The organism is Archangium gephyra, assembly GCF_049060025.1.
Taxonomy (GTDB): domain Bacteria; phylum Myxococcota; class Myxococcia; order Myxococcales; family Myxococcaceae; genus Archangium; species Archangium gephyra_A.
Window position 1 is genome coordinate 10,701,604 of the sequence record NZ_JBMEQQ010000002.1, and the last position, 22,499, is coordinate 10,724,102.

The window sequence follows — 22,499 nt, forward strand, 5'->3', positions numbered from 1 at the left end:
ACTTCAGGGGATTACTTCAGCAGCCCCTCGGCCTTGAGGGCCTCCTGCACGGCGGGACGGCCGGCCACGCGCGCGTGGTAGGCCTTGAGCACAGGCCACTGGCCCAGGTCGATCTTCACGAACGCCGTCCAGCCCAGCACGGTGAAGAGGTAGGCGTCGGCGACGGTGAACTGCTCGCCCGTGAGGAAGGGGCCCTTCTCGAGGAAGGTGTTCAGGTAGTTGAATCGCTTGGCGAGGTTGTCGCGAACGATCTTCTTCGCGTCCTCGGGATAGGTGGGGTTGAAGAGGGGGCTGAAGCCCTTGTGCAGCTCGGTGCCGATGAAGCCGAGCAGCTCCTGGAGGCGGTAGCGCTCCATGGTGCCGTTGGCCGGGGCGAGCTTGGACTGGGGCGCCTTGTCGGCGAGGTACTGAACGATGGCGGGGCCCTCGGTGAGGATGCTGCCGTCATCGAGCTGCAGGGCCGGGACGTAGCCCTTGGGGTTGATGGTGTTGAAGTCCTTGCCGGACTCCGTCTTCTTGCTGCCCAGGTCGACCTTCTCGACGTCGAAGGACAGGCCCGCCTCGCGCAGGACGATGTGCGGCGACAGCGAGCAGGCACCCGGGGAGTAGTAGAGCTTCATGCGTGCGGACTCCTTGAAGTTCGCCTTGGTCAGGCGGCCAAGCAATTTGCACGGTTCCCGGTGCCCGCGCCACGAAATCCACCCGGACTGGGAGTCGCAGCCGTGGGCCGATGGGCCGTGCCGTCCGTACGGGGCCGTTCTCGGGCCAGCCCTGGGAGGACACCGGGCAGGAGAAGTCCGCCTGCAATCCCTCTCAGGCCAATGCGTACAGAGAAACACGTACGAGGTGTCGCGAATGCTCCGGCAGGACACCGCAAACCTTGCATACCGCAATCCCTACACACCGCAAACCTTGCATACCGCAATCATTGCACGGCTCGGATTGATGATTCTTTCGCTCTCATGGAACCTTTGTTTCCGGGGTGGATGGGGACGGAGAATCGATGTCATGATTTGATTTGAGTATGTACAAGCGCTTGCCCATTGCTGTATCAAGGTTGGGCCTCGATGCCGGCCGTGGCCGTGAGAGGCGTTGATTCATCCATCCCCAGGAGCCCGTGACATGCACAATGATTTGGGCAGACGTGTAGGTTTTTCGAGGCGGTCGTCCGGCCAGCGGCTGGGATTGACCGTGGGATTGGTGGCGGCCGGAGTGTCGGGGTTGCTGTCCCGCCCGGTCCACGCGCAGGAGGTGCCGCCCGGTGTCATCTTCCTGGTGGACAACCACGAGTCCATGCAGAACTACCCGCAGTACCTGCCCGAGGCCTTCACGCCCGGCTACTACCCCGCGCCCACGAGCCCCGCTCCTGGCGACCTGGGAGGAGAAGGCTCGGCCGGACTCGCCATCAACACGGGTTGCTCTGACCCGGCGCTCGTCTCGGCGATGAGCTGGTTCGACAAGAACAGCACCGACACGGCGAAGAACGGCGCCATCCCCTATGACTCCGACGGCGCTCTGAAGTCGCCGTTCTTCGACCCGAACCGCTTCTACTTCTCGCGCGGCCGGCGCCTCGCGTGGAACGTGAAGGAGGGCCCGTTCACGATCAACGGCAATGATTTCGACGGCCCCCTGAACAGCTACGGGGACACGCTGACGGCCTGCTACGGCGGCGTGGGCTGGGACACGACGGACTACCCCTATGGGGCCGTCAACTCGCCGCTCATCAACGAGTGCATGACGTGTCTGGCGAGCAAGGGCTGGTGGCGCGGTCCGATCGTGACCTCCAACACCAGTCCGGGCCAGGCGGGTCCGCAGCAGGAGATCGGCCAGCCGCCGCTTCCTCCCGAGGCGTTCCGCAAGTGGATCATCAGCGGCCGTGTGCTCAACGTGCGTCCGCCCAAGTTCGTGGCGGCGCGCAAGGCGCTCAAGGAGGTCATCCGCACGGCGCCCCAGACGCGAATGGGCGTGGCCACCTTCGGGGAGGACCATGGTTGGTTCGACCCGGCGTTGATGCTCGAGCCGCTGCGTCCGAGCTGCGATGACTCCTTCCCGCAGATCAACGAGGCGGCGCTCAACCGGGCCCGGCTGACGCAGGCCGTCAACGAGGTGGACTTCCGCAACAACGAGCGCTCCATTGGCGAGGCGTTGTTCAGCCTGGGTGGCTACTTCTCCTCACAAAAGGTGGACAACCGGTGGGCGACCTGGTTCCAGCAGCCCATCAACCCGGGCTGGGGTTGGCCGGGTGGCTGGGATGGTGGCACCACGGATAACCCATACACCGGTCAGCCGGGCGCCTATTGGGGCCTGGCCAGCAATGAGTGGCTCAAGGCGCCCTTCCTGGATACGGCCACGGGCAAGTACTTCCCGGGCCAGCCCTGGGAGGAGACGGCCCCCGGCGGACGGCGTTCCGTGTGCTCCGAGTCCCAGGCCAGTGCCATCATCGTGGTGACGGGCGGAACGCCCCGCTCCGACAACACGGTGCCCATCACCAAGATGATGGACATCCTCGAGGCCAATGGGGCCCGGCACCCGGATGGTTCGCTGCTCATGTTCGATCCGTCCAACCCCGACACGAACCCCAACGTGGGGGGCGTGAACTACTGCGACCTGGTCGGCTCCACCAAGGCGGCGTGTGACTACACCGACTACAACTGGCCGGCAGGCCACGGCGTGGGCAACAAGAACTTCATGGACGACGTGTCGTTCTTCCTGGCGAACACGGACCTGCGCGGCGACATGCCGGGCAAGCAGACGGTGCGCACGTTCGTCGTCGGCTACGGGGACAGCAGCCCCATGCTCAAGAGCATCGCGCTGGCGGGCAAGGGCAGCTTCTTCCGCGCGGACCAGCCGGGCTCGCTGCGGGATCTCCTCCTGTTCTCCGTCGGCCAGAGCCATGCGAATAGCTGCTCCGCGCCGTAGTTCCGTCTCCGCGGAATGAGGTGTGGGCGGGGCAGGGCGCCGTGGGGCCCTGTCCTGCCCTTCGTCATGACACGGGCATGACCGATTCCGTGACACCATGGGGTCCTCGCGTTGGCGGTCTTCCACCGGGAGGGATTGCATGAGCTACGTCGGGACGTACCGCAGACTCGCCGAGGCCTTTCAGGACGGAAAGGGCGCCGGAAGCATGGAGACCGGGCTCGTCCTGCATCAGCGCCGGTTCCGCTCCGCGGAAGAGGCCGCCAGCGAGGGCCCCCTGCCGCTCCCCGTGCCGGAGGACGCGCTCGAGCCCGAGTCCCACAAGGGATTGCTCGACCGGGATGCGGGCGTCGAGGAGAACCTTGAGTTCCCCTACCGTGTCATCACTCCGGCTGGATGCGAGCGGAGCTTCCCGGGGCGTGGTCCTCCTCCATGGTCTCAACGAGCGCCGCTGGGAGAAGTATCTCCCCTGGGCGAAGGCCCTCGTCGAGGGGCTCGGCGTGCCCGTCATCCTCTTTCCCACCGCCTTCCACATGGACAGGTCCCCGGCCCTCTGGTCCGACCCTCGCTCCATGCGGCAGCTCAGCCGCGAGCGCATGCGCCGCATTCCTGCGCTCGAGGCGTCCAGCTTCGCCAACGCCGCCTTGAGCACCCGCATCCACGCGCGGCCGGAGCGCTTCGTCTGGTCGGGGGTCCGCACCCTGAAGGATCTCTCGCGCCTGTCCGAGAGCGTCCACCGGGGAGAGGAGCCGCTCCTCGCTCCCGGCGCCCGGCTCGACGTCTTCGCGTACTCCATCGGCGCCTTCCTGGCCGAGCTTCCTCTTCATGGCCGATGACAGTGGGCGGTTCGCCGACTCCCGGCTCGTGACCTTCTGTGGGGGCTGTCTCCTGTCGCAGACGTCACCCCTGGCCCGGGAGATCCTCGACAGCGCGGCCGCCCGGGCGCTGCACGTGTTCCTGGAGCAGCTCGATGCGCACAAGCAGCACCGGCCCCCGCTGGGAAAGCTGCTCTCGGAGGACGCCGTGGGCCGGGCCTTCGAGCTCATGGTGCGCGATGACCGGCACCATGCCGAGCGCGAGGCCGCCCTCCAGCGGATCGGCTCCCGCGTCCGGGCCATCCCCCTGCGCAAGGACAGCGTCATGCCCGCCGAGGCCGTCGCCGGGACGCTCTCGGGCTCCGGCGCGCGGGTGGAGATCCTCGACATGGCCTACGGCTACGACCACGCGAACCCGTTTCCTCTGCAGGGCGCCGATGAGGCGGAGGTCGAGCGCGGGTTCACGGCCGTGTTCGACCGCGCGGTGGAGTGGTTGCGCGGGTAGGGGCACAGCCAGGGGTTGAACCCGAGGCCCGTGGCACCCTCACCCCGTCCCGCTCCCGGAGGGAGAGGGGTTGTTTCAGGAACCGGCCAGGTTTCGCAGCGTGGTCTGTTTCAGGCGGCGTCTGGCGTCCTTCGCGGACAGCCCCGTGAAGTGCATGGCCAACGCCACCTTCACCTCGTTGCCGGCCTGCTCCAGCAGCCGTTTCGCCGCCACCGGGCTGAGGTCCGTCAGCTCCGCCACCATCCGCGCCGCCCGGTTGCGCAGCTTCTCGTTCGTGGGCCGCACGTCCACCATCCGCCCCCGGTACACCTTCCCCAGGGTCACGAAGGCCGTCGTGGTGAGCGCGTTGAGGATCAGCTTCGTCGCCGTGCCCGCCTTCAGCCGCGTGCTGCCCGCCACCAGCTCCGGCCCCGTCTCGGCCAGCAGCACGTGGTCCGCCTTCGCCTTCGGGCCCGGCCGGTTGCAGCACACCAGCACCGTGCGCGCTCCCCGCCGCCGGGCCTCGTCCAGCGCGCCCAGCACGAAGGGCGTCCGGGCACTCGCGGAGATGCCGCACACCACGTCCCGGGGGCCCACGCGCAGCCGGCTCACGGACGCGGCACCGGCCTCGGCGTCATCCTCCGCGCCCTCCACCGCGTGCGTCATCGCCCGGCGGCCACCGGCGATCACCGCTTGAACCTGGGAAGGGGAGGCGCCGAACGTGGGCGGGCACTCACTCGCGTCGAGCACTCCGAGGCGCCCGCTGGTACCCGCTCCCACGTAGAGCAGACGGCCACCCGCCCGCAATGCATCCGCTACGGTCCGTGCCACCCGTGCGACTTCCACGAGCGCGGGACGGACCGCACGGACGGCGGCTTCGTCTTCTTGATGCAACCGGCGGACGACCTCCTCCGTGGAGACGAGGTCCAGATCCTCCGACCGGGGGTGCTGCCGCTCGCTGGGCGGAAGCGCGGTCTTCTTCGAGCGCGATCTTCCCACCCGCGAGCTCACGGGCTGCCTCAGGCGGCCTTCGTCACCTTGCCCGCCTTGATGCAGCGGGTGCAGGCCAGCACGCGCTCCGTGCGCCCTTCGACGGACGCCCGGATCTTCTGCAGATTCGGGAGGGTCCGCTTCTTCGTCTTGTTGTTCGCGTGGCTGACGTTATTGCCCACGAGCGGCCGCTTCCCGCAGATGTCACACTTCCAGGCCATGACTGCCAACTCCTTGAAATCAGGGACGAAATGAGAGCCCGCCCTAAGAGAGCGGCGGAACCTATCTACAAACCACTGGAAAATCCAGTCTGATCGGACCTCAGCGCTTGAGGACCGCCTTCTTCTTCAGCATCTCCTGGACGAGACGCACTGCCCGGGCGCCCGCCAGGAACTCTCCCTCGAGACCCAGGCCGGGGAGGACCTCACGCCCGGCCAACAGCAGGTTCTTCGTGGGCGTGTGTTGCTTCAACCCCGTGACGCCCAGCACCGCTTCCGAGTCGAAGACGTAGTGGGGGTGGGGCATGAGCCGGCTGCCTCGCACCGCGCCGGCATCCAGGTAGGGGGCCGAGCGCAGCAGGCGCTTGTCCTTCGTGAAGGGCATCAGCGCGTCGAGGTGGGCGTCGATGCGCATGGCCAGCGACTGGAGGTAGCCCTCGCCCAGGTCGCGCACGCTGGCGGGGACGAAGCCTCCGGCGCAGACGACGCGCATCGAGGGGTCCTCCTTGCCGTCGGGCGTCCGGGCGGGGTGCTGCTGGACGAGCAGCGGGCCCAGCTCGGCGTCCTGGGTGTCCATCAGCAGCAGCTCGCCCATGCCGCGCGGCAGCACCGCCTCGGGCAGCACCCAGTTCACCGCGAAGAGGAAGGACTTGAGGGTGGACAGGTCCAGGTGCTCGCTCAGGCCGCGGTGCTTCTTGCGGTCCGTGATGAGCCGGCGCAGTGCTCCCGCGTCCGTGGCGGACACCAGGCACGAGGCCCGGTAGAGCGTGTCCGAGCGCAGCAGCTTCACCGCGGAGAAGCGGCCTCCGTCGAAGTGCAGCTCCTCCACCACGTAGGTGTCCGTGTTCTCGGGGCTGAGCAGGTCACCCCCCAGATCCACGAGCCGCTCGAAGAGGAGCTTGCGCAGGCCGTCACGCCCGCCCGGGTAGCGCCAGGGCGTCTGCAGGGCCTGGGACAGGGGGCGCGTGCGCGCCAGGGGCGTGCCCGGCTGGTCCAGGTGGACGACAAAGGGCAGCAGGCCGCGCAGCAGCTTCGAGGGCTCGTCCTCTCCCGCCAGCCGCGGCTCCGTCTGGAGCCCCGGGTGCTGGCCCACGCGCTTCTTGAGGTTCCAGGACTCGAAGATGCCGTCGGGCGGCAGTGGCGGGCCTTCCTTGAAGAAGGCGTCGGAGGGCTCGTGCTGCAGGGCCGTGGCGGTGATGTCCCCGAGGATGCGCTCGCCGTCGGCGTCGAACTCGCGCAGGAACTCGGCGCGGCGGCGGACCGCGTCGGTGTGCAGGTCCACGCGGTGCCGGGGCATCACCAACTGCAGGTCGGGCACGTGGGGCTGCTGGTTGCGCTGGAGCTGCGCGGTGAGGGTCAGCTCGGTGAAGGCCTCCTCCACCGCGGGCATCGTCTTGAGGGCCGGGGCGACGAAGGGCGCGTAGGGCAGCACGAAGCCGTCGTGCTCGTAGCCCGGCCCCGTTCCGTCGTGCTCCACCAGGAGCACGCTGTATCCCCGCTTGGCGAGCAGTGCCGCTGCGAGCGCTCCGCCAAGCTGGCTGCCCAGGACGATCACGTCATAGACGTGGCGGGAAGGCGCCGTGGAGGAGGGGAGCGGCTTGGATCTGGCGACTGGCGTCGACATTGCGGGGCGCACACTACACACGTTGCCGTGGGCCCGGCAGCGCTTTCCCGCCAGAGGGGCCCAAAAAAAAGGGGCGAAGGGGAGACGTTACGGCTGCGGTTCCCCGGAGGGCTCCGGTGGAAGCCAGCGCGGGGTTTCCTCCGGCTCGGGACGGCCCTCGAGCAGCTCGTGGGGGCGGAACGTGCCCTTGTAGCGCAGGGACGCGCACTCCTGGACGCGGTAGCCGAGGTACACGTGGGGAATCCCCCGGGCCCGTGCCAGCTCCACCTGGAACACCACGTTGGCGGAGCCCGGCGAGTAGCGCGCGTAGGCGGGATCGAAGAAGAAGTACACCGCGCTCCAGGCGTGGGGCGTCTCGTCACAGATGCCCAGGCCCACCAGCCTGGGCCCGCCCTCGGCGGTGTCGTCGTAGTACGCCACCTCGCGCGCGGCCGGGTGGGGGAAGGCGAACTGGAGGAAGTAGTCGCGCATCCCGAGCGGCGAGGCGTCCCACTCGCGCGTCTGCTCGCGCTCGGCGTGCCAGGCGCGGTAGAGCGCCAGCCGCGACTCGTCCACCCGGGGCGGGCCCACCTCCACGCGGAAGTGGGCGCACGCGGCCCGGGCCCGGCGCTGGCTGCGGTTGGGCTGGAAGGTGTCCGTGGGGAGGCGCAGCGAGACGCACCGGTTGCACGCCTGGCACGCGGGCCGGAAGTACATGGGGCCGAAGCGGCGCCACCCGCGCACGAGCATCCGCTCGTACTCCTCGGCCGTCACGTCCCGCATCACCATCTGCTCCAGCGAGGAGAGCTGGTCCGGGAGGTAGCTGCAGGGGCCGGGAGGTTCGACGGTATGTTCCAGGATGATGGCCATGGCGTCCCATTGGTTCCTGGGCGATGGCGGCCTTTCCGTCAAGCGAGATGGCCGGGCCGTGCCGATGGCTGGAGAGCAGGCAGGCGCGTTACCCGGGCTCTCCGGGGTTGCGCAGACTCAGCTCGCCCACGGCCGGGCCCGCTTCCGACACCACGCGCCCCCCCTCCAGCCGCACCGCTCCCGTGGCCACCAGCTTCACCACCAGCGGGTACAGCCGGTGCTCCTCCTTCAGGATGCGCGCCGTCAGCGCCGCCTCGTCGTCCCCCGGCAGCACCGGCACCACCGCCTGCGCGATGATGGGGCCCGTGTCCATGCCCGGGTCGACGAAGTGCACCGTGCACCCGGCCAGCTTCACCCCGCGCTCCAGCGCCTGCCGCTGCGCATGCAGCCCCGGGAAGGCCGGCAGCAGCGAGGGGTGGATGTTCAGCACCTTCCCCGCGAAGCGCCCCAGGAAGTCCACGCCCAGCAGCCGCATGAAGCCCGCCAGGCACACCCACTCCACGCCCGCCGCCACCAGCTTCTCCGCCAGCGCCTTCTCGAAGTCCGCCCGCGAGCCGAAGGCCTTGTGCTCCAGCACCACCGCCGCCACCCCGGCCTTCTTCGCCCGCTCGAGCGCGAAGGCCGTGGGCACGTTGGACACCACCACCGCCACCTCGGCCGGGAAGTCCGGCCGCGCGCACGCGTCGAGCAGGGCCTGCAGGTTGCTCCCACTGCCCGACACCAGCACGCCCAGCTTCGTCCGGCCGCTCATGCCTCGATGACCGCCGTGGCCTCGCCCTGGCCCGCCTCCACGCGCCCCACCTCCGCCGCCTCCACCCCGCGCGACTTCAGCAGCGCCAGCGCCGCCGGCACGTCCGCCTTCGCCACCACCGCGACGAGCCCCAGGCCCATGTTGAAGGTGTCGTACATCTCCTGGCGCTCGACGCCGCCCAGCTTCTGGATGAGCTCGAAGATGGCCGGACGCTTCCACGTCTTCTCGTCCAGCACCGCCCGCGTCCCGTCCGGCAGGCACCGCGGCAGGTTGCCCGGAATCCCGCTGCCGGTGATGTGCGCGAAGCCCTTCACCTTCACCGCCTTCATCAGCGCCAGCGCGTCCTTCACGTAGATGCGCGTGGGCTCCAGCAGCGCGTCACCCAGCGGCCGGTCCCACCCCTCGGGCACCGCGTCCAGCTCCAGCTTCGCGTCCTCCAGCAGCACCTTGCGCGCCAGCGAGTAGCCGTTGGAGTGCAGGCCCGAGGAGCTCATCCCGATGAGCGCATCGCCCGGCGCCACGCTCTTGCCGTCGATGATTTCCGAGCGCTCCACCACGCCCACGCAGAAGCCGGCCAGGTCGTACTCGCCCCGCGCGTAGAAGCCCGGCATCTCCGCCGTCTCCCCGCCCAGCAGCGTGCACCCCGCCTGCTCACACCCCTGGGCAATGCCCTTCACCACCTCGGCCGCGGCGTCCACCTCCAGCCGCCCCGTGGCGAAGTAGTCCAGGAAGAAGAGCGGCTCGGCCCCGCAGGTGAGGATGTCGTTCACCGACATGGCCACCAGATCGATGCCCACCGTCCCATGCCGGCCCGCCTGGAAGGCCACCTTCAGCTTGGTGCCCACCCCGTCCGTGCCCGCCACCAGCACCGGCTCCCGGTACTTCCCGGGCGGCAGGGCGAACAGTCCTCCGAAGCCTCCCACTCCGGCCACCACCTCCGGCCTCACCGTCCGCGCCGCATAGGGCTTGATGCGCTCCACGAACGCATCGCCCGCCTCGATGTCCACTCCTGCCTGCTTGTAGGTCGTTCCCACGGCCGGGCCTTCTAGCGGCTTCCCCCGCTGCTTGTCTCGGCTGGCAGCACCCCGGGTGTCACATTCGACTCGTCCTGGACGGACCGGCACGCCGGCGGCCCGGGGGGTAGGCGTCTGGACGACACCGCGGGTCCACAAACCATCAATTTCAGGACGGAATTTGACCCTGAAGGTGGGGGCGGCTTAACTCGCCCTGCGATGGGCGCCGAGGAAACCCTCTTTCAGCGATTCGGCAAGGAATTCCCGAAGGGCACCGTCCTCTTTCGAGAGGGCGAGCCTGGCAAGGAGATGTTCGTCATTCAGTCGGGACGAATCGCGATCTCCAAGCGCGTGCGGGACGTGGAGAAGGTCCTGGCGGTGCTCGGCCCGGGCGAGTTCTTCGGCGAGATGGCCATCATCTCCAACAAGCCTCGCAATGCCTCGGCCACCGTCAGCGAGGACGCCAAGCTCCTGGTGATCGATCCCAAGACGTTCGAGGGGATGATCCGCGGCAACGCGGAGATCGCCGTGCGGATGATCAAGAAGCTGGCCGAGCGGCTGTCCGAGGCGGACGCGCAGATCGAGAACCTGCTGCACGCGGACCCGGCCAGCCGGGTGGTGCACCACATCCTCCAGGTGTGCCAGACGCGCGGGCGGCCCATGGAGGAGGGGGTGGAGATCGAGCTGGCGGTGCGCGAGCTGCCCCGGCAGATCGGCGTGGGCGAGCCCGCCATCCGCAACATGCTGGACCGGCTGGAGCGGGCCGGCCTGGTGGAGCGCTCCGGTGACAGACTCACCGTCTATGACACGGCGCGTGTCCACGACTTCCTCCAATACCTGGAGATGAAGTGGAAGTTCGGAGAGCTCTGACGTGAAGCTCCAGGTCCTCGGCTGCCATGGCGGTGAGCTTCCCTCGTGCCGCAGCACGTGCTTCCTCGTGGATGAGGTGCTCGCGCTCGACGCGGGCGCGCTGACCAGCGCGTTGACGCTGGAGCAGCTCGTCAAGGTCGACGACATCCTCGTGGGCCACAGCCACTTCGACCATGTGAAGGATCTGCCGCTGATGGCGGATCTGATCATCGGCCGGCGCGACAAGCCCGTCACCATCCATGCCTCGCGAGAGTGCGCCCGTGCGCTGCGCGAGAACATGTTCAACAACGCCCTCTGGCCGGACTTCACGCGCATCCCCACGCGCAAGGATCCGGTGCTGCGCATCAAGCCCTTCCGGGCCGGCAGCACGTTCCAGGTGGGCCCCTACACGGTGCAGTCCATCCCCGTGCACCACCCGGTGGAGTCCTGCGGCTTCGTCATCACCCGCGGCCGTACCTCCATGGCCATGAGCGGGGACACCGGGCCCACCGACAAGCTGTGGAAGGTGCTCAACCAGACGCCCACCCTCAAGGCGCTCCTGGTGGAGACGAGCTTCCCCAACGCACTGCATCAACTGGCCGACGTGTCCGGTCACCTCACGCCGCGGATGCTCGAGAGCGAGCTGGGCAAGTTCCAGCGCAACGGCTGCAACGTGTTCGTCTACCACCTCAAGCCCGCCTTCCTTCCGCAGCTCAAGAAGGAGCTGGGGGCCCTGCCGGTGGAGGTCCTCGAGCTGGGCGACACCTTCGAGTTCTGACCCGAGGTCCGAGCCGGGCTCCCCCCGGCCGTCCCCTGGGCGGACGACCTCCTGGGTCTCCTGGGGGGTGAGGGATTCGGTTGGGAGTTGACGGGCCCGCGCCGTGGGATTATCCGCCCCTCCATGGCCTGGTTCTCCAAGAAGCCCCGTATCGCCACCGCCCCCGAGCCCGTCGAAGCCCCCAGCCGCATGCAGGGGCTCTGGGCCAAGTGCGAGAGCTGCGATGAGATCATCTACCGGCAGGAGTTGGAGAAGAACCTCAACGTGTGCCCGCACTGCGAGCACCACCTGCCCTGGGGCGCGCGCGCCCGCCTCGCGTCCCTGTTGGATCCCGACAGCTTCGAGGAGTTCGACAAGGAGCTGGAGCCGCAGGATCCGCTGACCTTCACGGACTCGAAGAAGTACAAGGACCGGCTCAAGTCCACCCGCAAGGCGCTCGGCGAGAACGACGCGTTCATCTCCGGCGTGGGCCGCATCGAGAACAAGCCGGTGTCCGTCGGCTGCTTCGTCTTCGAGTTCATGGGCGGCTCCATGGGCTCGGTGGTGGGCGAGAAGGTCACCCGCGTCTTCGAGCGCGCCCATGAGCTGAAGTGCCCGGCCATCGTGTTCTCCGCCTCGGGCGGCGCGCGCATGCAGGAGGGCATCTTCTCCCTCATGCAGATGGCCAAGACGAGCGCGGCCATCGCCCGCTTCCGCAACGTGGGCAAGCCCTACATCTCCGTGATGCTGCACCCCACCACCGGCGGCGTGGCGGCCTCCTTCTCGTGGCTGGGCGACATCATCCTCGCCGAGCCCAAGGCCCTCATCGGCTTCGCCGGCCCGCGTGTCATCGAGCAGACCATCCGCCAGAAGCTCCCCGAGGGCTTCCAGCGCTCCGAGTTCCTCGTGGAGCACGGGATGATCGACGCCATCGTGCACCGCAAGGACCTGCGCGCGAAGCTGGCGCAGCTCGTCACCATGCTCGGCTAGTCCCCGCGAGCGATGACGCTGCCCCGGACGCCGGCGGAGGCCCTGGAGTTCTTCTCCCGCCTCAGCCCCTCCAGCATCAAGCTCGGCCTCGAGCGTGTGGAGGAGACGTTGGAGGCGCTCGGCCACCCCGAGCGCCGCTACCCCGCGCTCCACGTGGCGGGCACCAACGGCAAGGGCAGCACCTGCGCCTTCTCCTCCGCCGCGCTCCACGCCGCGGGCCACCGGGTGGGGCTCTACACCTCGCCCCATCTGGTGCGCGTCAACGAGCGCATCCGCGTGGACGGGGTGGAGATCTCCGACGAGGTGTTCGGCCAGCGGATTCTCGAGGTGCTCGAGCGGCACCCGGCCGCGGCCACCTCGCTCACGTACTTCGAATTCGGCACCGTGGTGGCCTTCTGGCACTTCGCCCGCGAGGCCGTGGACGTGGCCGTGGTGGAGGTGGGCCTCGGCGGGCGGCTGGATGCCACCCGCGCGTGTCAGCCGCTCGTCACCGCCATCACCCCGGTGTCCTTCGACCACATGGAGTACCTGGGCCACACGCTGGGGGCCATCGCCGGGGAGAAGGCCGGCATCCTCAAGCCCGGCGTGCCCGTGGTGGTGAGCCGCCAGGAGCCCGAGGCGCTCGCCGCCATCGAGCGCGTGGCGGGAGAGGTGGGCGCGCCGCTGATCCTCGAGGGCCGGGACTTCTCCCTGGAGGCACACCCGGACGGCCGCCTCGCCTACGAGGGAACGGGCCTCTCGCTGGAGGGCCTCACCCTGGGCCTGCGCGGTGAGCACCAGAGGCAGAACGCGGCGGTAGCGCTTGCCTGCCTGGCACTGCTCTCCCCGCGCGGTGTCCCCGTCTCCCCGGAGGCCCTGCGGGCGGGAATCGCCGGGGCTCGCTGGCCTGGACGGCTGGAGGAGCTGGGCGGCCCGCCTCCCGTGCTGCTGGACGGCGCCCACAATCCCGCCGGGGTGCAGGTGCTGCTCGCCGGCCTGCGCTCCCTGTACCCGGGTCGCAAGGTGCACTGCGTCTTCGGCGTGGTGGCCGACAAGGACCGCGGACCGATGCTGCGCGCGCTCCTGCCAAGCTGTACCTCGGTCCATCTCACGCCGCTCGACACCCCTCGCTCGCTCCCCCCCGAGCGCTACCTCGACGAGGCCCGGGCGTTGTGTGCGGACGTGTGTGCATGGCCTTCATTGGATGCGGCCCTCGCGGGCGCCCGGGCCCGCGCCGCGCCTGGAGACGTCCTCCTGTGCACGGGTTCGCTGTTCCTGGTGGGGTCCGCGCGCGCCAGACTTGGCGGAAACCTTGGCGCATTGCATCACAGTTCGTAGATTCACTGTATGCGTTTGCCGGATTGGAGAGCGGCGACTCCAAAGGGTCCCCATACACCGACAGTCGATGAGCTCGACTTCCGGTCGCTCTACCAGAAGACGAAGTACGTGGTGGAGACGGCCGATGGCTGGTCTCTCGTCATCACCCGCTACCGCCCCGTCAAGCAGCCCTTCGCGCAGCCGCTGTTCGGCGAGCCCCTGCTGCTGGTGCACGGTTTCTCACAGAACCGCCACGCGTGGACGAGCGGCCAGTTCGTCAAGAACCTCCTCTTCTTCGGGGTGGACATCCACATCCTGGAGCTGCGCGGGCACGGCAAGAGCTCGCTCGAGTTCCAGAAGGAGCGCGCCGCGCGCTTCCGCCGCCCGCTGCCGCAGGACCTGGACTACGGCTGGGACATCGACAGCTACTTCCTCTATGACCTGCCGGCGGCCGTGTCGGGGGTGAAGCGCATCACCCGGCGCGAGCGCATCTTCTACTGCGGCCACTCCATGGGCGGGATGCTCGGCTACGGCTACGCCGGCATCCACGACGACTTCGAGGGCCTCATCACCATCGGCTCTCCGGCGGACCTGGGCCGGGGCATCGCCGCGCTGCGGCTGCTGGCCCTGGGCACTCCGGTGCTGAGCGCGGCCATCGACATGGGCATCGCCGGCCTCAACCTGGAGGAGCGGGTGGGGCACACCGGGCGCATGTTGCTCGCGCGCGGGGCCTCCGCCGTCAACGAGAAGCTGGCCCGGTGGCTGGAGCCCAAGGACGGGCCCCAGCAGCGCCGCTTCCACTACATCCCGGTGGATGACTGGCTGAAGTTCGCGGAGAAGCAGCTCGCGTGGGCCGAGGACCATCCCGTCTTCAACCAGCTCGCCACCCGCATCAACCGCCTGAGCAATCCCGCCCGCGTCAGCTCCAAGGACGTGCGCTGGCTGCTGCGCGAGGGCGGTGAGCGCGAGCCGCGCAAGGTGGTGGAGCAGTTCGCCCGCTGGGTGCGCCGCGGGGAGATGGTCTGCTACCGCACCGGCTTCGACTTCAAGCGGGGCTTCTCGAAAATCCACATCCCCATGGCCATCATCTTCGGGGACATGGATCCGCTGGCCTCGGTGGAGTCCACCCGGAGCGTCTACCACGCGGCCCAGAGCGAGTACCTGCTGTGGCGGCCGGTGAAGGGCAACAGCCACATCGAGCTGACGATGGGGCACGACATCCGGCAGATCTGCTACGACATCAAGAACCTCATCGAGTACGCGCGCACCCACCGCACCCGGAAGCCGACGCTGCCCCGGTTGCGCTGAGCGCGGTGCCGCACGGGGGAAATGCTGCCGCCCGAGGGCTTCACTGGTAAGCGCCTACCAGTGGAGACACACATGCACCTACAGCACTGGTAAGCGCTTACCAGTGCCGCCGCTCGAGCCCGGTGAACCGGAGCGTGGGGCATGGCCGTTCCAGGTAGGAAGTGCCCGGCCGGATGGCCATTTTCAGGGCACGAACCACCACGCTCGCGGCGGGATTGCTGGAAAGTTGGAGCCCGGGTACCGCGTGCTAGCTTCGAGACGCAATGCGTCCGTCCAAAGGGAAGCCGCCGATGAAGGCCATCATGGTTGCGTTGCTCGCCTGCGTGATGGTGCCAGCCCTGGCACTGGCGCAGGAGGGACAGGCTGCTGGCAATCTCAACACCATCACGGGCGTCAATGTGACGGGCGGCCGGGTGGAGATCGTCGGGACGAAGAAGCCCAACTTCACCACCTTCACGATGACGGACCCGCCCCGCCTGGTCATCGACATCTCCGAGGCCGTCTTCTCCGGCGTGAAGGAGGAGATCACCGTCGGTAACGGCACCATCACCGGCATCCGGACGGCCAGCTATGGCTCGGACGACTCGGCGATCGCCCGTGTGCTCATCGGCTACGAGCGGGAGGTGGAGACGGACATCCAGACCGCGGGCAACGCGCTGGTGGTGAGCGTGGCGGGCAGTGGGGGCGCGCCCGCCGTGGCGGAGCGGCCCGCCGCGCCGGCGCCGGACACGGCCGCGGCTCCAGCGGCCACGGCTCCAGCGGCCACGGCCACCACGCCCGGGGCCACCTCGGAGCAGGCGGCGGTGGCGGCGCAGGCGGACCGGCAGCAGCAGGAGAAGGCGGCGGCGCAGGCGGCCGCGGCGGCGCAGGCGGACCGGCAGCAGCAGGAGAAGGCGGCGGCCCAGTCGGCCGCGGCGGCCAAGGCGGAGGCCGAGGCCCAGCGGCAGGCCCAGGCCCGGGCGGAGGCCGATCGCAAGGCGCAGGAGGATGCCGCGCGGGTGGCGGCCCAGCAGGCGCAGCAGGCCGAGCAGCGGCGTCTCCAGGAGGAGAAGGCGGCGAAGGAGGCCGCGGTGGCCGCCGAGAAGCAGCGCCAGCAGGACGAGGCCCGTGCCACCGCCGAGGCGAAGAAGCGCCAGCAGGCCGATGAGAAGGCGCGCCGTGAGGCGGAGGCCCAGGCCGCCGCCGACGCGCGCAAGCGCCAGCAGGACGAGGCCCGTGCCACCGCCGAGGAGAAGAAGCGTCAGGCCGCCGAGGAGCGTCAGGCCCGGCTCGAGGAGGCCCAGGCCGCCGCCGAGGAGCGCAGGCGCCAGCAGGCCGAGGCCCGCCAGGCCCGGGTCGCCCAGGCCGAGACGCCGCGCCGGGCGGCGCCGGAGCAGGGCGACAGTGCCGATGTCTCCGGGCGCCGCAAGACCATGACGCTGGTGGGCTTCAAGCAGGAGCCCACGGGCTCGCGCGTCTTCGTGCGCACCAACGAGCCCGTCCGCTACAGCGTCACCGAGGGCAACAGGGTCGTGGTGCTGGAGCTGGAGAACACCAGCATCGCCGAGTCCAACAACACCCGCTCGATGAACACCTCCTTCTTCGACACGCCCGTGGCCTCGGTGGACGCCGACGTGGGCCCCTCCCGCACGGTCCGGGTCGCCATCAAGCTGAAGGAGCAGGCCACTTTCGAGACCCGTCAGGACGGCAACGAGGTCTCCATCGAGTTCCAGCGCCCGGGCCGCTGAGGCGCGACAGGCGGGGGAGCGTGGGCTCGAAGGGCCGCCCGCTATCTGCTCTCCCGGAGAGGGCAGACTCGCACGCACCCATAGCGGCCACGCGGCCGATGCCGCACCGCGCGTATGAACGTGGGGCTCGGCTTTGGACTCAGGATGCGGTACGAGACTCGTCACACCGCCATGAGCTCGCGGCGAGCCATTCCTCCAGCTTCAGGGGGGAAAGACTCGAAAGGGGGCGAGCGTGCGGGTCCTTCGGAGTGAACCTCAGGGTGATGAAGGGCCGGGACGTTCGGAAACCGGGGGCAGGAATCCCGGCCGCGTGTGCGTGGTTCTTCACTCCCTGACTGGATTCCCCCTGAGGAGGACGAGGTCTTTCGTGTCGGAACTCGGCAAACGTATCGGACAGCGTATTCGTGAACTTCGCACCCAGCGCCCGGAGCGTTGGACGCAGGAGGAGCTCGCGGAGCGGGCGCAAATCAGCGTCTCCTTCCTCTCGATGATTGAGCGGGGAGAGCGGGTGGCGCATGTGGAAACCCTTGCCGCCCTGGCCAACGCCCTGGGCGTGAGCCTGGGCGAGCTCTTCGCGGGAACGGAGGAGACACCGGCACAGACTGAAGATCTGCTGCGGCCGTTGTCGGACTTCGCTCGCGCGAGGGGCCTGACAGCCCGGGATGTAGATCGCCTGCTGGGCGTGGCCCGGGCCATGTTCAGCGGCTCCGCGGCCTGACCCCGGCGGCCCGAAAAGGCCGCTGTCCTTGACGGGACGCATCTGAGACCGGGAAGATGGAACTCCTTTACTAAGGAGTCTTCTCAGATGCGTCTGGGTCTCGCCGTGTGTGTGGCGATCGCGGGTGGGGTACTCGCGGCTTGCCAGTCCCCACTCCCGGCCACGTTGGAGTTCGTGGATCAGTCCCCTGTTCAGCCTCGGCTCGGGGAAATCACCACGTTGCGCTTCCGCGCAATCGACTCTCGTGGTCAGCCGCAGCCGGGTGTGCGAATCACCTTCGAGGTGCAGGCGCCCGTCTCCGGTGTCGAACTCAATCCCACCGAGGCCACCACCGACGTGGGCAACGGCATTGCCTCCACCCAGGTGGTGGCCAAGGGCGGCCGGGTGTCCTCCGTGGTCGTGACGGCCCGCGTGGAGGACAAGGTGGTGACCGGTCCCGCGGTCACCTTCGCCGGCTCCGCTTCCAACTCCCGCCAGTTCACCTTCCAGTGCGGCACCATCGCCGGTAATGGCTCCGGCGGTATTCACGCCATTGGCGCCTTCGATGAGACGCGGCACCTCATCGCCGGCGTGAAGGTCGACTGCATCGCCCACGTGGCGGATCGCAACGGTGACGGTATCGCCGGGGCGCAGGTGTCCTTCCTCACGGAGGCCGGCACCATCGGCCCCAGCGCCACCAGCGTGACGGACGTGGTGGGCAACGCCGAGGTCGTCTACAAGACCTCGCTGCCGCTGCCCGACGACGTGCCCCCGGGCACCTTCACCTGGACCCCGCTCAATGACGAGACGCACACCGGCGAGTACCTCGCGCCGCTGTGGATGCATCCGTTCATGTGGCAGGACGATCCCATCACCGGCTACCTCCGGGAGCCCACCTTCCAGGAGCCTCGCCGGATGGATCCCATCCGTCCGGGCAAGGAGAACAATCCCCGCGACAACCTGGTGAGCATGATCGCCATCACCACGGGCGAGGAGGCCTTCGACGACCTCGACAACAACGGCGTGCGCGACGCCGAGGAGCCCTTCGTCGACCTGACCGAGCCCTTCGTCGACAACAACGACAACGGCACCTGGGACGCCAAGGAGCGCTACGTCGACGCCAACGGCAATGGCAAGTGGGACGGCAAGAACGGCAAGTACGACGCCGTCACCCTCATCTGGGTGCAGGAGCGCATCATCTGGACGGGCTGGCCGCACGAGCTGGACCGCGACCCCACCTCCCGCAATCCCAAGCCGGTCGTGCGTCAGCTCGTCCCGGCTCCGACCGGCACGCCGCCCCGCAACATCCGGAACATGCTGAAGTTCGACTCGTACGTCGCGTCGTTCCTGCTGGCGGATCCCTGGTTCAACAGCATCGCCCGCAATGATGCGTCGGATGGCTGTGAGGCGGGCTCGACCGGGCCGGTGGAGGTGACCCCCATCACCAAGGGCCAGGCCTTCACCTACCCGCCCATGACGCTCATGAGCTACTCCGTGACGGACGTGCGCGATCCCGCCGCCAACCCCCCGGCGCCGGACTACCCCCGGCCCATCGCCTACTCGGTGAGCGCACCCTGCGAGCTCACCGGCTCTCCGGTGGATGGCCACGGCGTCGTCGTGTACTCGCCCCTGGTCGAGGGCACCATCCAGTAGCCAGTGGCCCGGCAAGGGCATTGACCCCGGGCCCCTGCATCCGTAGCGTCCTCCCCGGCTGATTGGCGAATCAAGCGGCCGGGGAGAGACACCGGGTGAGTCAGCGGCAGAGCAAGTCGGAGGCGGCAGGCAACCGCGAGAGTGAGCGCCGCCGCACCATCCTTCGCGCGGCCATCGACGTGTTCGCGCGCAAGGGCTACCACGGCTGCCGCATCGCGGACGTGGCGCGCGAGGCGGGCGTGGCCTACGGGCTCGTCTACCACTACTTCAAGAACAAGGACGAGCTGCTGGAGACCGTCGTCGAGACGGGGTGGAGCGGCTTCGTCTCGCGCATGCGCGCGGTGGCCGAGGACGAGAGCGCCTCGCTCGAGCAGAAGGTGCGCGGCATCGCGGACGTGGCCTTCGAGGCCTACCGGGTGGATCCGCGCGCGGTGAAGGTGCTCATCCTCGAGGTGGCCCGCAGCCCCGCGGGCACCCAGGTCGTCAGCCGGCAGCAGGCCTTCCTCGACACCATCCGCATGTCCGCGGAGATGTTCGCGCGCGCCCAGGCCACCGGAGAGCTGCGCGCGGACCTGGATCCCATGCTGTGCGCCTCGCTCCTCTTCGGCGCCATCGAGCTGGGCCTCACCGCCTTCGTGTCCGGGTTGATGGAGGACCGCAGCCCCGAGGCGTTGGATCGCGCCAAGCTGCAGATCGCCGAGTCCTTCCTTCGCGGCGTCCTTCCCGGCGCCGCCACTCCCGCGGAGGCGTCATGGAAGCAGGAGAAGGTGTCGTCCGGTACCAGGCCGAAGGCGGGCAAGCGCTCCTGACCATCCACCGGCCGAAGGCGCGCAACGCGCTCTCGCCCGAGGTGCTGCGGGAGTTGATGGCCGCGCTGGAGCGCGCCGAGGCGGACCCCGCCGTGCGCGTGGTGGTGCTCACCGGCGCGGGCGAGAAGGTGTTCTGCGCCGGGGGAGACCTCGGGCAGATGGGCGGGGAGGGTGGATTCCTCGCCAGCCACGAGGGACGCCGCGCCTATGGCCGGTTGCTGCTGCGGCTGCAGGACGTGCGCAAGCCCACGGTGGCGCGCGTCAACGGCCATGCGCTCGCGGGCGGGCTGGGACTGGTGCTCGCGTGCGACCTGGCCGTGGCCACCGAGCAGGCCGAGCTGGGCACGCCGGAGATCGACGTCGGGCTCTTCCCGATGATGATGATGGCGCTGCTGCAGCGGCACGTGGGCCGCAAGCGGGCGCTGGAGATGGTGCTGACGGGCGAGCGGATGCCGGCGCGCGAGGCGCTCGCGCTGGGGCTGCTCAACCGGGTGGTGCCGGCGGCGGAGCTGGACCCGGCGGTGGCGGCGCTCGCCGGGAAGCTGGCGGGCAAGAGCCAGGCGGTGTTGGCCCTCGGACGCCGGGCCTTCTTCACCGCCGAGGACATGCCCCTGCCGGCCGCGTTGGAGTACCTGTCCTCGCAGCTCTCCCTCAACGTGCTGTCGGAGGATGCCGCCGAGGGCGTCACCGCCTTCATCGAGAAGCGTCCGCCGAAGTGGAACGACCGCTGAATTTCCGAGGAGCCGCCCCATGCCGCTGTCGAAGGACAAGGTCATCGTCACCTGCGCATTGACGGGCGTGCTCGCCAGGCGGGACCAGTGTCCGTACCTGCCGTACTCCCCGGTGGAGATAGGTGAAGAGGCCCGTCGCGCCTACGAGGCCGGTGCCGCGGTGGTCCACATCCACGGCCGCGAGCCCGACACGGGAGATCAGACGTGGAGCGCGGACATCTACGGGCAGATCAAGGACGAGGTGCGCAAGCGCAGCCCCGTCATCGTCAACTTCTCCACCGGCGGCTTCAACATGGGCGTCGACTCGGAGGAGGCGAAGAAGGGGCGCCTGGCCTACGTGTGGAAGACGAAGCCGGAGATGGCCGCGCTCAACATGGGCTCGATGAACTACGCGAAGTATTCGGAGAAGCGGAAGGGCTTCGTCTTCGACTTCGTGTTCCCCAACCCCTTCTCGGACATCCTGCTGGCCATCGAGGCCATGCGCGAGGGCGGGGTGAAGCCGGAGCTGGAGTGCTTCGACCTGGGCCACATCCACAACGCCGAGCCGCTGCTCACCATGGGGGCGCTCCAGGGCCCGCAGCAGTACAGCTTCATCCTCGGCGTGCTGGGCGGGGTGGCGCCCACGGCGGAGAACCTGCTGGCCATGGCGCGGCAGGTGCGTCCCGAGGACACCTGGGAGGTGATTGGCATCTCCCGGGTGCAGTGGAAGCTGGTGGCCGCGGCGCTCGTGCTCGGCGGCAACGTCCGCGTGGGGCTCGAGGACAACTTCTACCTGGACCCGGCTGGCAAGGAGATGGCCAAGGGCAACGGGCCGCTGGTGGAGAAGGCGGTGCGGCTCGCGCGGGACATCGGCCGCGAGCCGATGAGCCCGGACGAGGCCCGGGCCGCGCTCGGCATCGGCCAGGCGTGGGGTTGAGCCCCACGCCGTGAGCCTTCCTACTCCTTGTCGCGCTGGGTGACGGCGGGGGCGGGCTCGCCGGAGAAGTCGAGCTTCAGCAGCGTCTCCCCATCCACCCACATCTCATCCACCTTCACGCCCCAGTGGAGGTGCGGGCCGGTGACGCGGCCGGTGGCGCCCACCTTGCCGAGCAACTGGCCGCGCTCCACGCGATCGCCGTCCTTCACGTCCATGGCGGACAGGTGGAAGTAGGCCGTGTAGAGGCCCGCGCCGTGGTGCAGCAGCACCGTGTTGCCCGAGGCGTAGGCGTCGCGCGACATCACCACCGTGCCCGCGTTGGCCGCGTACACGGGCGTGCCCGTGGCGCCGCGGATGTCGGTGCCGTAGTGCTGGCTCTGCTTCTTGCCGTTGTAGGTGCGCAGATCCCCATAGGGCGCGGTGATGGTGTCCTGGCGCGGCCAGGCGAAGTTCTCCCGGAAGAGGGGCGCGGCGAAGGACTGCGCGAAGGCGGCGGCGAAGGCGGCCCTGTCCGCCTCCATGCGCGCCTGCACCTCCGGCTCGGGCTTCTTCACGGTGAACTTCTTGGCCACCTTCAGCGTGCGCGAGGGCCAGCCCGCGGCCACCACGTCCAGCATGCCCGTGAGCCTCCGTGGGCGTGGCGCTCCCCAGGACCGGCACCGACACCTTCACCGGCACCTGTCCCGGCGTCAGCTCCACCGGGAGGCCGGTGAGGGCCTGGAACCCCTCGCGCGTCGGGTAGAAGCGCAGGGGACGCTCCCCGAGCGTCCCCGTGGGCGCCTGGACGAGGCCGCGCACGGTGACGAGCACCGGATCGCCCGGCCGGGCCACGGCGGGCTGAAGGGAGAGAAGGGGACGCTCCTCGGCGGCGAGAGCGGACAGGCCGAGGGCCAACAGGAGGAACGGAAGCCTTCTGAGGGGGGAGATGTGCACGGCCGCGAGATATGCGTGTGGAAGGGGGAGGCGTCAACGAATGCCGACAGCGGCAACCCCCCGAGTGTCCGCCGCGTGGCTGTCAGCGCCGTTTGCCGGAAGGAGGCGAGGCGCATGCTCCATCCTTCGAGGAGCAGGCGGACGAGCGAGCCCCCGTGAGCCCCAAAGTTCCC

Annotated in this window: 22 protein-coding genes; 14 read left to right on the top strand and 8 right to left on the bottom strand. The window is 69.2% G+C overall.

The genetic code is table 11. From position 1 onward, the window contains the following. Window positions 1–11 precede the first annotated feature (11 nt). Window positions 12–620, bottom strand: coding sequence for a glutathione transferase GstA (gene gstA, locus ACN28I_RS46810; RefSeq protein ID WP_420948343.1), 609 nt, complete (start codon window positions 618–620; stop codon window positions 12–14). 571 nt (window positions 621–1,191) lie between these two features. On the opposite strand from gstA, the gene ACN28I_RS46815 reads away from it, so the two are divergent. The 3 genes from ACN28I_RS46815 to ACN28I_RS46825 all read left to right on the top strand — a co-directional run bounded on the left by ACN28I_RS46815 (window position 1,192) and on the right by ACN28I_RS46825 (window position 4,236). Continuing rightward, window positions 1,192–2,919, top strand: coding sequence for a hypothetical protein (locus tag ACN28I_RS46815; protein WP_420948344.1), 1,728 nt, complete (start codon window positions 1,192–1,194; stop codon window positions 2,917–2,919). Window positions 2,920–3,278: 359 nt separating this feature from the next. Further along, window positions 3,279–3,752 carry a DUF6051 family protein gene (locus ACN28I_RS46820; RefSeq protein WP_420948345.1) on the top strand — a complete coding sequence of 158 codons (474 nt, stop codon included), beginning with the start codon at window positions 3,279–3,281 and terminating at the stop codon, window positions 3,750–3,752. Next, window positions 3,742–4,236, top strand: a complete 495-nt coding sequence (locus ACN28I_RS46825; protein ID WP_420948346.1) for a DUF6051 family protein — start codon at window positions 3,742–3,744, stop codon at window positions 4,234–4,236. The genes ACN28I_RS46820 and ACN28I_RS46825 overlap by 11 nt, the downstream gene beginning before the upstream one ends. A gap of 75 nt (window positions 4,237–4,311) precedes the next feature. Here the strand turns inward: ACN28I_RS46825 and murQ are convergent, their stop codons facing one another. The 6 genes from murQ to purM form a co-directional block, all read right to left on the bottom strand. Next, window positions 4,312–5,226, bottom strand: coding sequence for an N-acetylmuramic acid 6-phosphate etherase (murQ, locus tag ACN28I_RS46830; protein WP_420948347.1), 915 nt, complete (start codon window positions 5,224–5,226; stop codon window positions 4,312–4,314). Window positions 5,227–5,234: 8 nt separating this feature from the next. Then, the gene (rpmB, locus tag ACN28I_RS46835) at window positions 5,235–5,426 is read right to left on the bottom strand and encodes a 50S ribosomal protein L28 (RefSeq protein ID WP_043403428.1); all 192 of its coding nucleotides are present in this window, start codon (window positions 5,424–5,426) and stop codon (window positions 5,235–5,237) included. 100 nt (window positions 5,427–5,526) lie between these two features. Further along, window positions 5,527–7,047, bottom strand: a complete 1,521-nt coding sequence (locus ACN28I_RS46840) for an NAD(P)-binding protein (protein WP_420948348.1) — start codon at window positions 7,045–7,047, stop codon at window positions 5,527–5,529. Between the two features lie 87 nt (window positions 7,048–7,134). Continuing rightward, window positions 7,135–7,896: an arginyltransferase gene (locus tag ACN28I_RS46845; protein ID WP_420948349.1), complete on the bottom strand. Its 762-nt coding sequence runs from the start codon at window positions 7,894–7,896 to the stop codon at window positions 7,135–7,137. A gap of 88 nt (window positions 7,897–7,984) precedes the next feature. Next, window positions 7,985–8,647, bottom strand: coding sequence for a phosphoribosylglycinamide formyltransferase (gene purN / locus ACN28I_RS46850; protein WP_420948350.1), 663 nt, complete (start codon window positions 8,645–8,647; stop codon window positions 7,985–7,987). Then, window positions 8,644–9,681 carry a phosphoribosylformylglycinamidine cyclo-ligase gene (gene purM / locus ACN28I_RS46855; RefSeq protein WP_420948351.1) on the bottom strand — a complete coding sequence of 346 codons (1,038 nt, stop codon included), beginning with the start codon at window positions 9,679–9,681 and terminating at the stop codon, window positions 8,644–8,646. Before purM ends, purN begins: the two co-directional genes overlap by 4 nt. Before the next feature lie 198 nt (window positions 9,682–9,879). On the opposite strand from purM, the gene ACN28I_RS46860 reads away from it, so the two are divergent. The 11 genes from ACN28I_RS46860 to ACN28I_RS46910 all read left to right on the top strand — a co-directional run bounded on the left by ACN28I_RS46860 (window position 9,880) and on the right by ACN28I_RS46910 (window position 21,393). Next, window positions 9,880–10,530 carry a Crp/Fnr family transcriptional regulator gene (locus ACN28I_RS46860; protein ID WP_420948352.1) on the top strand — a complete coding sequence of 217 codons (651 nt, stop codon included), beginning with the start codon at window positions 9,880–9,882 and terminating at the stop codon, window positions 10,528–10,530. A 1-nt stretch (window position 10,531) separates the two neighbouring features. After that, on the top strand, window positions 10,532–11,287 hold the full coding sequence (locus ACN28I_RS46865; RefSeq protein WP_420948353.1) for an MBL fold metallo-hydrolase: 756 nt from the start codon (window positions 10,532–10,534) through the stop codon (window positions 11,285–11,287). Between the two features lie 123 nt (window positions 11,288–11,410). Beyond that, window positions 11,411–12,256, top strand: coding sequence for an acetyl-CoA carboxylase, carboxyltransferase subunit beta (accD, locus tag ACN28I_RS46870; RefSeq protein WP_420948354.1), 846 nt, complete (start codon window positions 11,411–11,413; stop codon window positions 12,254–12,256). A 12-nt stretch (window positions 12,257–12,268) separates the two neighbouring features. Further along, complete coding sequence (locus ACN28I_RS46875; RefSeq protein WP_420948355.1) at window positions 12,269–13,573, top strand: bifunctional folylpolyglutamate synthase/dihydrofolate synthase; 1,305 nt, start codon at window positions 12,269–12,271, stop codon at window positions 13,571–13,573. A gap of 9 nt (window positions 13,574–13,582) precedes the next feature. Continuing rightward, window positions 13,583–14,860, top strand: a complete 1,278-nt coding sequence (locus ACN28I_RS46880; protein ID WP_420948356.1) for an alpha/beta hydrolase — start codon at window positions 13,583–13,585, stop codon at window positions 14,858–14,860. Between the two features lie 290 nt (window positions 14,861–15,150). Continuing rightward, window positions 15,151–16,587 (top strand): AMIN domain-containing protein, encoded by a 1,437-nt coding sequence (locus ACN28I_RS46885; RefSeq protein ID WP_420948357.1) that lies wholly within the window; start codon window positions 15,151–15,153, stop codon window positions 16,585–16,587. Window positions 16,588–16,954: 367 nt separating this feature from the next. Beyond that, the gene (locus ACN28I_RS46890; RefSeq protein ID WP_108074726.1) at window positions 16,955–17,305 is read left to right on the top strand and encodes a helix-turn-helix domain-containing protein; all 351 of its coding nucleotides are present in this window, start codon (window positions 16,955–16,957) and stop codon (window positions 17,303–17,305) included. 87 nt (window positions 17,306–17,392) lie between these two features. Continuing rightward, window positions 17,393–18,937, top strand: a complete 1,545-nt coding sequence (locus ACN28I_RS46895) for a hypothetical protein (RefSeq protein ID WP_420948358.1) — start codon at window positions 17,393–17,395, stop codon at window positions 18,935–18,937. Between the two features lie 95 nt (window positions 18,938–19,032). Continuing rightward, window positions 19,033–19,746 (top strand): TetR/AcrR family transcriptional regulator, encoded by a 714-nt coding sequence (locus ACN28I_RS46900; protein ID WP_420948359.1) that lies wholly within the window; start codon window positions 19,033–19,035, stop codon window positions 19,744–19,746. Beyond that, complete coding sequence (locus tag ACN28I_RS46905; protein WP_420948360.1) at window positions 19,689–20,477, top strand: enoyl-CoA hydratase/isomerase family protein; 789 nt, start codon at window positions 19,689–19,691, stop codon at window positions 20,475–20,477. The genes ACN28I_RS46900 and ACN28I_RS46905 overlap by 58 nt, the downstream gene beginning before the upstream one ends. A 19-nt stretch (window positions 20,478–20,496) precedes the next feature. After that, complete coding sequence (locus tag ACN28I_RS46910) at window positions 20,497–21,393, top strand: 3-keto-5-aminohexanoate cleavage protein (RefSeq protein WP_420948361.1); 897 nt, start codon at window positions 20,497–20,499, stop codon at window positions 21,391–21,393. Between the two features lie 20 nt (window positions 21,394–21,413). On the opposite strand, the gene ACN28I_RS46915 is transcribed toward ACN28I_RS46910, so the two are convergent. Next, window positions 21,414–22,010 carry a M23 family metallopeptidase gene (locus ACN28I_RS46915; RefSeq protein WP_420948362.1) on the bottom strand — a complete coding sequence of 199 codons (597 nt, stop codon included), beginning with the start codon at window positions 22,008–22,010 and terminating at the stop codon, window positions 21,414–21,416. Window positions 22,011–22,499: the final 489 nt, after the last annotated feature.